Consider the following 10,824-nt stretch of genomic DNA (forward strand, 5'->3'; position numbering starts at 1 on the left):
GGAATAAACTTGGGAGAAGATTCTGTTCTCGGTTTTCATCTTGTAGGGATTCTTGCTTTTTCCCTATCTACCCAGATATTTTTCTTTTTGGCAACCCTTGTCTTGTCAGGTTTTGACCCACTTGTGTCCGTCAGTCAGGGATAACATTGCCTCGATTCTTTGTGAGATTTTGAAAAAAAACTATTGTGCTATCCATTAAGAAATTACCTTAAAGTTTCTAAAATTAATGACAAAGGCAAATCGAGGGCTTGAGCAATTTGTTCAGCAGTTAGCCCTAATTGCACCAGTCTGGGAACGGTTTCTAGTTTTGCTTCTTTTAATTTTTCTTCAATTATCAAGTTTTCGGTTTCAATTATATCAGAATTATCCGTGGCTAAGTTTTCAGGAGATTGAGGGGAGTTAGGACAAAAATTAAGTTTGTCAATTTGTCCAGAATTAACCAAGTTATTGCTACTATTAGTAATTATTAATCTTTCAATTGCTGATCGAACATTTGATTTGTTTAAATCTTCGCCTAATGCTTCTGAGAGAATGTGCCAAAGTTCATAGGCTTTATCTCTAGCATGACCTTCACTGCATTTATAATCTTGGGCGATTTGAGCATATTTATAACCATTAAAAACGCTTTTTAAAATCCCCAATTGTAAAGTATCTAGGTGTTTTCCTGTTTGCCTAAAAACCACCTCATCAATAAGTTTAAAAATCTCTTGAGTATCCATGTTAATGACTTTTTTGCCCTCAGCTAGATTACCGTCATTATCCGTTATTATCCGACTTTTGTAAAGAGGCTTAATAAAAATCCCGACAATATCCGTTGTTTACCGTTTAGTAACTAGCATTTAATAAATAAAAAAATGAAGAATTAATTAAAGAACATATTGATAGTCGATCCAAATGTTATTTTTATGTTAGTCGGATAGACTAAAAACATCAAATGAAAGTAGAGTGTTAAATATGGCGAAAATTGACGGTATTCAATTACCTGCTGACTTAAGTGGTAGCTTAGGAGGCACTCCTGAAGAAGCTGCCAAAGTCTTTTTATCTGCAGCAAGTAAAGGTTTAGCTAAAGTTATTGCTGATGCACTTGTGGATGCAGTGGGAGAAACCATAGGAGATGGTGCCGCTCCTGATTGGACAAAATTAATTACAGGTGCTGCAATTAATCTAGACTGGGAAACACCTCCTAAAACTCTTCCTCAGAGAGTAGTTACCCTTGCTCAGACGGGGGAAAATGCTCTAGGTGGTGTGTCTGTTGGAATTTCTATTAATGCTACGTTTTAGAATCACTGTTCTAATGATAATCAAGAGTAACAAAGTTATGCTGCTGAGTTACTCTTTTTCCAATTACTTTATATCACTCCCAGAAAAAATCGATGCCTTTAAGAGTTGAACAAGGAAAGCCGATCATTTTACAAGCAGCAGCTTTTGTAGCTTTTGTCAGCGATGATACCCTAGGGCAAGCCACTAGAATTAACAAAATCACTTGGATTAAACAAGAACAAACCCAATGGTGTTGGGCGGCTTCAATGCAGATGGTTTTTCAGCAAAATGATGACATCACAACACAGCAATGTAACCTTGCCAATGTTGCTTTTGAATTAACAGGTTGTTGCAGTTCACCTAATAGTTCATTATGCAATAAACCCTTGCCGATTCTTAATATTGCTCCTATGTGGGTAAGGTATAGTTTTAATCCAATTTATATTAATGGTTTGATTGAATTTACCACCTTACAAACTGAACTTGATAATCAACGTGCAGTAGAAATCGGTTTTAAATGGAATGGAGGAGGAGGTCATGCTGTTTTAGCAGTCGGTTGGGATATAATTGATTCAGTCCCCCAGGTCATCATTTATGATCCTTGGCGGGGTGAAATAATTATTCCCTACGATCGAGTTAAAACTGCCTATGGCGAAGGTCAATGGCGATGGACATGGATTAATATTAGGAGATAAACTAAAATGGCACATTTTAAAACTTTACCCGATGACGTTTTAACTCAATTACAAAGAAAAGTAGGTTTTAGCTTGTCTAGAATAACTGAGTCTCTCGGTGCAGTTTCCCCTGCTTTGCATGAAAGTGTAGATGTCTGGAATCTACCCGCAAATGCAGTGGTTGAACCAAGCAACGATTTAACCCGTTTAGCTCGTCCATCAGGGCAATGGCATCTGCAAGTAAAATCAGATAATACCCCGATCGCCTATGCTCGCTCTAGCAGCCTTGGCAGTGAACCTACAGATTGGTCTGTGGATGGAATTTTTCAATCGGAATTAGCAGAAAAATTCGATCAAGCTATTAGCTGGATTGATGAAAATATCCCTGAAGAAAATATCATAGTCAGATTATTAGTGATTCCAGCTTATCAAACCCATGCTTTATGGTTGATTGACGAAAGTAACATCAATAATCAAAAAATTCTTGTTATTGATGCTCCTCTTGAATATGGCTTTAATTTACCGCCCAGGATTGATAAACCTCAAGAAATAGAGCAATTTCTTAACCAACTACGCTCGGTTAAACACGCTGAAGGATTAACGGAATAGGGTGGATAATTCTGCTCGGCAAAACCTAATCAGATGTTTAATATCGACAAAGCTGCCATTGTGCGGCACTAACAACAGGGATAAGCTGCCCGCGTATTTAAATTGCTTGTTGAGATGAGGCAAGAGGCAACAGTAAAGGGATTGGGGGAGAACTAATCTAAGGATAGGCGGTTAAAATGCGTCTTAGCTTATTCCCTATCTCAACAACAAAATTAATAAATAGAGACGTACCGTAGATAATACGTCTCGACGCTCTCAAAGTTTTACAGTTCTTTTAACTTCGATCGCAATTCCTCTAATTCCGCATCCACTGCCGAATCCCTGACGGTGGTTGCTTGGGGTAAAGTGGGTTGACTAGAAGCTGTACCGGGTAATGCTCCCCCGGACATTTGTGCTTTTAGCATTGCTAATTCATCATCCACATCGCTACCCGATTCTAGTGCAGCGAATTGACGTTCCATGTCGCTACCAGTGATTTCACCGATCGCTTGACTACGGGCTTCTATCTGCATAACTTTTTCTTCCATGCGCTCAAAAGCGGACATGGAACTACTGGTATCGATACTGCCGAGGGTTTTTTGGATTTCTTCGTTAGCTTTTGCGGCTCTGGAGCGAGCTACTAACATATTTTTCTTGGTTTTTGCCTCAGAAATCTTACTTTCGAGCGCAATCAAGTTTTTTCTTAGACTTTCTACCTGTACTGTTTGCTGATCCAGTTGATTTTTGAGAATGGCGGCGGTTTCCGTGAAATCTTTCTTGCGTTTAAGAGCTTCCCTGGCGAGGTTTTCATCCCCTTTAGAAAGGGCTAATTTGGCTCTTTGTTCCCATTTATTGGCTTCTGACTGGTCTTTGCTGTATTTTTGTTCCGTTTGTCGTTGTTCAGCGATCGCTCTAGCGACCGCTTGACGTACCTGTACTAGATCCTCTTGCATATCACTGACAGCTTGTTCCAGCATTTTTTCTGGATCTTCAGCCTTGCTCACCATATCATTGAGGTTAGCTCGGACAACTCGGCTAAGGCGATCGAATAAACCCATGACGCTCTTGTTCCTCTCGGTGTGTACTAAATCAGTTAACTGTTCTTAAAATTTCCTATCTTGCCTAACGGCTCATCCTCTAATTTGACACTCTCCGCCCTAAAAGTGCGGAGATTCTTGGGCTGAATCCGGCCTCTACTAACTAAGTTAGCTTTGGACTTACAGTTTCATATCTAGTCCGACTACACCTATAAGGCAAGCACTCTTAAAGACTACTCCCCAAGCGTAAATTTCTGTGTGTCCCACAGTATTTAATTGTTTTGGGTTCTGACAGTTTGGACTTAATTAAACACCATTGACTGTTAGAAATTTTGAGATCACGGAGTAGGACGTTTAACCTGTTTGCTCACGTTCTCACGGTCGGAACCACTTGTGGGTATTTTAGCACAAGGCCATCCTAAAAGGACGGGGTTTTCAACCCAAATTTCTGATCAACTACAGAAGCAATCAGCAGTCAGTATTCATCAGTCAGATGTGAGTTTACTGATTACTGATTACTGATTACTGATTACTGTTCACTGAAAATACACCCCACACCCCACACCCCACATCACTCATCCAAGTTTTCTTGTTTTAACTTGAGTAATTCCGCTTCAATTTGTTTTTGTCCCTCCAAATCTTGGAATTGTCGCTCTAAGGGGTCTTTATACTGGATTAAATCGGCTTGGGATTCGGCTTCTAGGACTTTTGCTTCTAATTTCTCGAAAATAGTCCCCATCTGACTGCTGTTCAAACTGCCCATAATTTCTTGAGCTTTTTGGCTGGCGCTCGCTGATCGCAATCTGGCCAGATAAAGGCTTTTCTGTGCTTTCATCTCAGCATATTTGCGTTCAATTGTCAAGAGTTCTTTCTTTAATTTTTGTATAATAGCCGTTTGTTGTTGCAGGGAGGTTTGTAGGGGGGTGATCTGACTTTGATAGGTTTGCCATTGGCTGAGAGCTTGACGGGCGAGTTCCTCGTTACCGTGATGTAGGGCTAATTGGGCGCGTTCGTGCCAAGTTTGCGCCGCTTTTTCCTGTTGTTGTCGTTGGCGCTCGGTGCGTTTCTGGGTAGCGACGGCTGCCGCCAGGGCTTGTCGCATTTGGATCAATTCCCCTTCCATCTCCAAGATCGCCTTTTCCAGCAGTTTTTCTGGATCTTGATTTTCCTGAATCAGACTATTGACTTGGGCGCGAATTGCTTGGCCCATGCGCTCAAACAAACCCATTACCGTCCTCCCGATACCAACCCTAATAGTTTACCGAAGTGCCGCTCCTATCAATAATGATAGAACTAGGGACGGGGGACTGGGAGGGATCGGCTGTTTCTGGGGGTGCCGGACTACTGGGAGAGGGAGAAGGGGATACTTGTAATTCTGGCGGTAACTGTTTCATTAACTCCGTGGCATCCTGTCGGTTTTGATTAGCCAGACGACGGGCTTTTTCCCGTTGAAAAAAGGGTAAATTAGCGGGTGATTCTTCTCTTTGACGCAATTCCTCTAACATTCGTTCGTTAATTATCGCGGTCGAGGGGGCGGGGTTGACTTGGGGCGGTGGCGGTGGTGGTGCGGAAACTAGGGAAGATGCTGGAGGGGTACTGGGGTCCGGGGGGGCGACGGGTAAAGATTGCTTGATCTTACTGACGGGTAATTGATGGGCCGGCATTGGGGATGGTGGCGGATTCGGGGGTAAGAGGGCATTAGTCAGATTGATAGCGGTGGGGGGACTCTGAACCACTGGTGGGGCGGGAATGTTAGTTATCGGGCTAGTTTTAACCGGAGGAGCGGGAATATTAACGATCGGACTGGTTTGAGGAGTTTTCTCTACCGGACGAGCGATCGCTATCAATCGATCGAGGTGGCGGGAGTTATTTGGGTGCTGCTCGCGGGGGGAATTCTCAGCTTTGCTCGGGGTGGGGGTGGTGCTGGTTAACCATTGATTGAGACTGAGGAGACTATTAGCAATTAAAAAGATCACCATTGCCCGGATGCCCCAAGGGGTAAAAAAGACATCTTTAGCTGGGGGATAGACGTTAATGACAGCAGCTTCTAGGTATTCTGGTTCCTGAGCGGGATCGATGGCTGAACTGGGTTGATGGACGATCGAGAGAGGCAAATCTTGGGAGGATGGGGATCGATCGGATTTCATGAGGGTATTAAAGGTTATGCTGAAAAGTTAGCAGGTTTTTTCGTCCTAGTCTAACGTGGTACTCTCTAGATTTTCCAGATGTCTTTACATTCTCTTGACAAAATTTTGGCGGCTATTACTCAACAGGCGGGTTGGGAAGAATATCGCCACTATGAGCAAGTGCTGCAATTATGGCCAAAAATTATTAATCCCCGTCTGCTGGAGCAAACCCGGCCTTTTTCCCTCAATCGCGGGGTTTTATCGGTGGCTACCAGTAGCGCCACTTTAGCACAGGAATTGTCTTTACAACGCTATAGCTTATTAAAACGGCTTAATAGTCAGTTAGAGACTCCCCTGAGCGATATCCGCTTTTCTGCTGCCCGTTGGCAGCAAGATAGTCAGTTAATTCCTCTAGAAGCGATCGCACCTAAATCCCTGAGAGATCATCCTAGTTATGTCACCCCGGAAAAACCGCCAGAAAATCCCCAGCAACCGGACAGTTTAGAGAGTTGGAGCCAGAAAATACTTCAGAGAAATCGAGCCTGGCCGATTTGTCCTCGTTGTCAGTCTCCCAGTCCCCCCGGAGAGCTTGAGCGTTGGCAATGTTGTGCTTTTTGTTTTGCCCAGTCGGGCGGAGTAAAAGATTCAATTTTTTTATAGTCTTGTGGAAAGAGTGCTTTTGAGTCGGGAATCAATAGGACTATCTTTTCTGTCTTAATTGAACCTGTATTCATCAATTCTATTCGGCTAAGGCTTGATCCCCGGTTTGTTATCGGCGATACTAGAGCCGATAACCGCGGCCACAACTGAGTTAAACTCCTCTGTTTTGAGACAGTGCTGCTTTTTGCAAAGTAACTGTTAAAAGATTCTAAAAATAAAATTTTTTTTGGGGATCACTAAAAACTATATGGCGTATCAGTCCTAGCTATGCTAGTCAGGAAAATACCCTTGGCACGGGGTAGGACAATATTACACAGAGCGAAAAGAGAGTCATCCCTTGAGTTCCTTATAATCATCTTCCTTTTAAAGCCAACCCATGCAAGCCGCAAACTTTCTTACTTCTTCCTGTCGATACTGCCGATACTATCAAACCCAAGGTCGGCGCGGTGGCACTTGTCAACAACTAGATGTTCCCGTCGAAGCTCATTGGAAAGCCTGCGCTCTAGCGATGCCTCCTTTTGGCACTGAATGGCAACAACTCAATCGGGTGGTTAGTTTAGAACAGTCTCTAGAATTAACCTGTGCAGTGTCGCCCACTCCCGTGGTGGTTTCCCCTAGTCGTCATGCTCCCCGACAACCGATCGCAGTTTAGAGTGTCTAGGTCCTAAACAGGAGCAAAAAATTGGCGTTGCCCATTAAAAATATGAATTCACCCTCCCACATCTTTCAGGGCGCTATTTTTGAGATAATAGATGAGTTGATTGCTAAGATAAAGCTGGGAAAAGCAGAATTGCTGTAGAAAGTATTCAGGAGTTGAGAGTTGGGGTTTTAGGGTTTTGGGGTATTAGTTGAAATTCCCCTATCTCCCCACACCCCATACCCCACACCCCACACCCCGCACCCCACTTCCCTATAATTAATGTCGCCAGAATGCCCCTGATGACTTCTCCTCGTCCCCTAAAAATTGGTATAGTTGGCACAGGGTTCGCCGCTCAACGTCGCGCTGAAAGCTTGCAAGCAGACGATCGCGCCCAGCTTCTGTATTTTAGCGGTAATAGTCCCGAATCAATCGCTAATTTCTCGCAAAAATACCAAATTTCTGCCCTAGATTCGGCAATAAGCCTGGCCAGTCATCCTGATCTCGATCTGATTGTCATTGCCAACGTTAATCAGGCCCATGCCTCGATCGCCCGTACTGCCTTAAAATCTGGTAAGCACGTTATCGTCGAGTATCCTCTGGCTTTTCACCCGGCAGCGGCAGCAGAATTAATCACCCTAGCCGAAACCGAGAACAAATTACTGCACGTCGAACATATTGAACTTTTGGGGGGACTGCATCAAACCCAACAGCAGTATTTAGACAGCCTCGGCAATATCCACCTAGCCCGTTATACCACAATCGCCCCCGGCAGACCAGCACCCCGGCGCTGGACATTTCATCGGGATTTATTCGGTTTTCCTTTAATTGCTGCTCTTTCTCGTATCCATCGCTTTACTAATTTATTTGGGGAAGTGGAGTCCGTATCCTGTCATTGTCGTTATTGGAATGTCCCAGAATCCAATTATTTTCTGGCCTGTTTGTGTGAGGCGCAGTTATTATTTAAAAATGGCTTAATTGCCGAAGTTACCTACGGCAAAGGGGAAGTTTTTTGGCAAAATGAGCGAACTTTCACTATTCATGGTGAGGGGGGCAGCTTAATTTTTGAAGGGGAAACAGGGCAGTTAATTAATAGTGAAGGTAGCCAAGCTTTAGAAGTGGAAACCCGTCGTGGTCTTTTTGCTAAAGATACCGCCATGGTGCTAGATTATCTGTTCGATCGGGTTCCTCTTTATGTTACTCCCCAAGCCAGTCTTTATGCCCTAGAAGTGGCCTATGCTGCCTATCAATCTTCTTTGTCGGGAAAAACAGTTTTTCTCGGGGCCAATTAAACCGACTTAGACTTTTTGAATTAACTTTCTGCCTAGTAAACCCTGGGGACGAACTAACAACATAATAAAGAGAATAGCAAAAGCGATCGCTTCTCGATAACCGGAATATTCTGCGGGAACAAAAGCTTCGGCAATACCCAATAATAAACCACCGATTACCGCTCCGGGGATACTTCCCAATCCCCCTAAAACGATCACTCCTAAACCTTTTAATCCGAAAGCAATGCCGAAATAGGGGCCAGCGATACTAACACTAGAACCGACTAAAGTTCCTGCTAAACCTGCCAAGGCACCACTAATAAAAAAGGTAATCACAATAAATTTTTCGGGATTGATACCCAACAAACTGGCAGTGGTAACATCTTCAGCTACCGCTTGTAAAGCTTTGCCCATTTTGGTAAAATTAACCCAGTAAGTTAGTAAAGCTACCATAACTGCTGAAACCAGAAAAATAATAATCTGAATTGTGCGAATTGCCACCGGGCGATCGGCTGTACCGAAATTAATTGCGGGGGGAAGATTGCCATAGATCCCATCGGGAAAAGTATAAATTTCTGCCCCGAATAAGTATTGAATGACATTGACAATCACCACGGCTGCCCCTAGGCTAGAAACCAGAGTTAAGAGAGAATCGGAACCCCGTACCCGGAGGGGTTTAAAGGCCAATCTTTCCAGAAGAACCGAGGTGAAACCTGAAAGGATACAGCCTAGCAAGAGTGCTAAAAAAAAGGGTAAGGAAAAGGGTAATTTGGCATTAGCCAATAAACCATTAAACCCGAAAACTCCCCCCGCTAGAGCGTAGGTAAAATAGGCACCGAGGGTAAAAATTGCGCCATGGGCAAAATTGATAATCCCTAAAATGGAAAAAATCAAAGTGTAACCGAGGGCAAAAATAGCATAGACACTACCGATCGATAAACCGTTTAAAACCTGTTGAAAAATCGTTACTAGATCCATTGTCAGGGTTAGCTAGGGTAACTTTTGATTATAACTGACGGTCGCCACCACATCCGGTAAAGGACGCTGCAGTTTATATAACCAGAATAAACCGAAAATACCAACAGCGATCGCCGCCAAACTAATTATTTGTGCCATTTTCAAAAGCCCAAACATTAAACTATCGGTGCGTAGTCCCTCGATCCAGAATCTACCTAGACTGTAGGCGATAAAATAGACTAGGGTAAGGGTGCCAATTTTTAATTTACTGGGGTGTTTTAACCCCCAGAAAAATAGATAGATGAGTAGGGCAAAAACTGCCAGATTCCAGAGAGATTCGTAGAGAAAAGTGGGGTGAAAATAATCGACGGTGATATATTTTAAAGGACGACTAGCGGGAGGAATAAACAACCTCCAAGGTAAATTAGTCGGACTGCCAAAAGCTTCCGAATTAAAAAAGTTACCCCAACGTCCAATCGCTTGACCGAGAATAACTGAAGGAGCCACCAGATCGAGTAATTGCCAAAGAGAAACTCGATTAATGCGAGCAAAGATTAGGGCTGCCAGCAAACCCCCGATAATTGCCCCGTGAATAGCGATACCTCCCTTCCAAATGGCGATAATATCAGCAGGATTTTGCGCGTATTCTTGCCACTGAAAGAGAACATAGTACAAACGGGCTGCAGGTATGGCCCCCACTACTAACCAAATAGCCAAATCAGCGATTAAATCGGGATTGATCGCTCTTTTTTGGGCGAGGTACTGGGAGAGGGTGACACCCAATAATACCGCCATAGCGATGAGAAATCCATACCAGCGCACCGAAATCGGTCCGATCTCCCAGAGGATCGGGCCGGGGGACTGAAAGACAAAACCTAAGAGCATAAAATTATTAAGAATAAAAAATTTTATCTTTCCTATAGTATCTTATGCTATGATTGAATACGGTAATACATTTGCGGATGTGGCGGAATTGGTAGACGCGCTAGATTTAGGTTCTAGTATCTTTTTGATGTGTGGGTTCGAGTCCCTCCATCCGCATTAACCTTCGGGTCGATGAAGTGTAACCTGATTTGGTATTGACGACCGACGACCCAAAACAAAGACTTCTTACCGATTCAGGAGAGAGGCGACTTCTCGTTTTAGTAAATTCAGGCATTTTGTTCGATAAATAAGGATTCTTTCAGTTCAAAAACTCTTTGGTTTGTAAGTACCTAAGCAAAATTAATTACACATTTCGATAAAGCTTTTGCCTCTTGCCTATTGCCTCTTGCCTGTCTTCACTAGGAAATTTATTTTGCATGACTACTTATTTTTTCCTTTTGACGGCTGACTCAGACAATGCTGACTCAACCAGAGGTTTTAAAATTTTTTAGAGGAAGTCTAATATCATTTTGCAAAAGTAATGACAGACTTAGTTGGTCATTAAACCTCTTGCCTAATTAATTTTTGATGGTTCAAAAATGAGAAAAATAGGCTCTTCTGGTTTTCGTGTGTTAATTTTTGTTATGAATTAAAGCAAGCAAACAGCTTAAGTCGAAGATGTTCAAAATTGGTAAATCCATAACTCATTCTTTTAATAAGCTTTATTTTGGTATTCATTCCCTCAATTAA

Annotated in this window: 13 protein-coding genes and 1 tRNA gene; 7 read left to right on the forward strand and 7 right to left on the reverse strand. The window is 43.0% G+C overall.

Annotated elements, in window-relative coordinates:
• Positions 1-203: 203 nt before the first annotated feature.
• Positions 204-719 (reverse strand): helix-turn-helix domain-containing protein, encoded by a 516-nt coding sequence (locus tag IM509_RS10345; RefSeq protein WP_052276287.1) that lies wholly within the window; start codon positions 717-719, stop codon positions 204-206.
• 235 nt (positions 720-954) lie between these two features.
• On the opposite strand from IM509_RS10345, the gene IM509_RS10350 reads away from it, so the two are divergent.
• From IM509_RS10350 to IM509_RS10360, 3 genes are all read left to right on the forward strand, one after another.
• Complete coding sequence (locus IM509_RS10350) at positions 955-1,281, forward strand: hypothetical protein (RefSeq protein ID WP_052276288.1); 327 nt, start codon at positions 955-957, stop codon at positions 1,279-1,281.
• Between the two features lie 92 nt (positions 1,282-1,373).
• Positions 1,374-1,955 (forward strand): C39 family peptidase, encoded by a 582-nt coding sequence (locus IM509_RS10355; RefSeq protein ID WP_052276289.1) that lies wholly within the window; start codon positions 1,374-1,376, stop codon positions 1,953-1,955.
• A 6-nt stretch (positions 1,956-1,961) separates the two neighbouring features.
• The gene (locus tag IM509_RS10360) at positions 1,962-2,543 is read left to right on the forward strand and encodes a hypothetical protein (protein ID WP_072927103.1); all 582 of its coding nucleotides are present in this window, start codon (positions 1,962-1,964) and stop codon (positions 2,541-2,543) included.
• Between the two features lie 263 nt (positions 2,544-2,806).
• Here the strand turns inward: IM509_RS10360 and IM509_RS10365 are convergent, their stop codons facing one another.
• From IM509_RS10365 to IM509_RS10375, 3 genes are all read right to left on the reverse strand, one after another.
• Entirely contained in the window at positions 2,807-3,580 is a 774-nt protein-coding gene (locus IM509_RS10365) for a PspA/IM30 family protein (RefSeq protein WP_185237624.1), read from the reverse strand.
• A 550-nt stretch (positions 3,581-4,130) separates the two neighbouring features.
• The gene (locus IM509_RS10370; RefSeq protein WP_052276293.1) at positions 4,131-4,787 is read right to left on the reverse strand and encodes a PspA/IM30 family protein; all 657 of its coding nucleotides are present in this window, start codon (positions 4,785-4,787) and stop codon (positions 4,131-4,133) included.
• Between the two features lie 22 nt (positions 4,788-4,809).
• Positions 4,810-5,706, reverse strand: coding sequence for a hypothetical protein (locus tag IM509_RS10375; protein ID WP_072927105.1), 897 nt, complete (start codon positions 5,704-5,706; stop codon positions 4,810-4,812).
• Positions 5,707-5,784: 78 nt separating this feature from the next.
• Here IM509_RS10375 and IM509_RS10380 point away from each other — a divergent pair, with 78 nt between their 5' ends.
• The 3 genes from IM509_RS10380 to IM509_RS10390 all read left to right on the forward strand — a co-directional run bounded on the left by IM509_RS10380 (position 5,785) and on the right by IM509_RS10390 (position 8,274).
• A complete protein-coding gene (locus tag IM509_RS10380; RefSeq protein ID WP_052276294.1) occupies positions 5,785-6,345 on the forward strand; it encodes a DciA family protein in 561 nt (186 codons plus the stop codon).
• 376 nt (positions 6,346-6,721) lie between these two features.
• On the forward strand, positions 6,722-6,997 hold the full coding sequence (locus IM509_RS10385) for a hypothetical protein (RefSeq protein ID WP_052276295.1): 276 nt from the start codon (positions 6,722-6,724) through the stop codon (positions 6,995-6,997).
• Positions 6,998-7,275: 278 nt separating this feature from the next.
• Positions 7,276-8,274, forward strand: a complete 999-nt coding sequence (locus tag IM509_RS10390) for a Gfo/Idh/MocA family protein (protein ID WP_052276296.1) — start codon at positions 7,276-7,278, stop codon at positions 8,272-8,274.
• A 6-nt stretch (positions 8,275-8,280) separates the two neighbouring features.
• Here IM509_RS10390 and IM509_RS10395 read toward each other — a convergent pair whose 3' ends face one another.
• Together IM509_RS10395 and lgt are read right to left on the reverse strand one after the other, a co-directional pair.
• The gene (locus IM509_RS10395; protein ID WP_002757675.1) at positions 8,281-9,231 is read right to left on the reverse strand and encodes a branched-chain amino acid ABC transporter permease; all 951 of its coding nucleotides are present in this window, start codon (positions 9,229-9,231) and stop codon (positions 8,281-8,283) included.
• A 12-nt stretch (positions 9,232-9,243) separates the two neighbouring features.
• Positions 9,244-10,095: a prolipoprotein diacylglyceryl transferase gene (gene lgt, locus IM509_RS10400; protein WP_052276297.1), complete on the reverse strand. Its 852-nt coding sequence runs from the start codon at positions 10,093-10,095 to the stop codon at positions 9,244-9,246.
• A 73-nt stretch (positions 10,096-10,168) separates the two neighbouring features.
• Here lgt and IM509_RS10405 point away from each other — a divergent pair.
• A tRNA-Leu gene (locus IM509_RS10405) sits at positions 10,169-10,251 on the forward strand.
• 465 nt (positions 10,252-10,716) lie between these two features.
• On the opposite strand, the gene IM509_RS10410 is transcribed toward IM509_RS10405, so the two are convergent.
• Positions 10,717-10,824: transposase (locus tag IM509_RS10410; protein ID WP_271946654.1), on the reverse strand; the 108-nt coding region annotated here is incomplete at its 5' end.

It is taken from the genome of Microcystis sp. M31BS1, from assembly GCF_020245285.1.
Taxonomy (GTDB): Bacteria; Cyanobacteriota; Cyanobacteriia; order Cyanobacteriales; family Microcystaceae; genus Microcystis; species Microcystis panniformis.

What these genes read in the sequence shown, in the direction of transcription:
- lgt (WP_052276297.1), bottom strand. Translation starts at nt 10,095, where the DNA reads ATGCTCTTAGGTTTTGTCTTTCAGTCCCCCGGCCCGATCCTCTGGGAG.
- IM509_RS10355 (WP_052276289.1), top strand. Translation starts at nt 1,374, where the DNA reads ATGCCTTTAAGAGTTGAACAAGGAAAGCCGATCATTTTACAAGCAGCA.
- IM509_RS10380 (WP_052276294.1), top strand. Translation starts at nt 5,785, where the DNA reads ATGTCTTTACATTCTCTTGACAAAATTTTGGCGGCTATTACTCAACAG.
- IM509_RS10345 (WP_052276287.1), bottom strand. Translation starts at nt 719, where the DNA reads ATGGATACTCAAGAGATTTTTAAACTTATTGATGAGGTGGTTTTTAGG.
- IM509_RS10390 (WP_052276296.1), top strand. Translation starts at nt 7,276, where the DNA reads ATGCCCCTGATGACTTCTCCTCGTCCCCTAAAAATTGGTATAGTTGGC.
- IM509_RS10365 (WP_185237624.1), bottom strand. Translation starts at nt 3,580, where the DNA reads ATGGGTTTATTCGATCGCCTTAGCCGAGTTGTCCGAGCTAACCTCAAT.
- IM509_RS10375 (WP_072927105.1), bottom strand. Translation starts at nt 5,706, where the DNA reads ATGAAATCCGATCGATCCCCATCCTCCCAAGATTTGCCTCTCTCGATC.
- IM509_RS10395 (WP_002757675.1), bottom strand. Translation starts at nt 9,231, where the DNA reads ATGGATCTAGTAACGATTTTTCAACAGGTTTTAAACGGTTTATCGATC.
- IM509_RS10370 (WP_052276293.1), bottom strand. Translation starts at nt 4,787, where the DNA reads ATGGGTTTGTTTGAGCGCATGGGCCAAGCAATTCGCGCCCAAGTCAAT.
- IM509_RS10360 (WP_072927103.1), top strand. Translation starts at nt 1,962, where the DNA reads ATGGCACATTTTAAAACTTTACCCGATGACGTTTTAACTCAATTACAA.
- IM509_RS10350 (WP_052276288.1), top strand. Translation starts at nt 955, where the DNA reads ATGGCGAAAATTGACGGTATTCAATTACCTGCTGACTTAAGTGGTAGC.
- IM509_RS10385 (WP_052276295.1), top strand. Translation starts at nt 6,722, where the DNA reads ATGCAAGCCGCAAACTTTCTTACTTCTTCCTGTCGATACTGCCGATAC.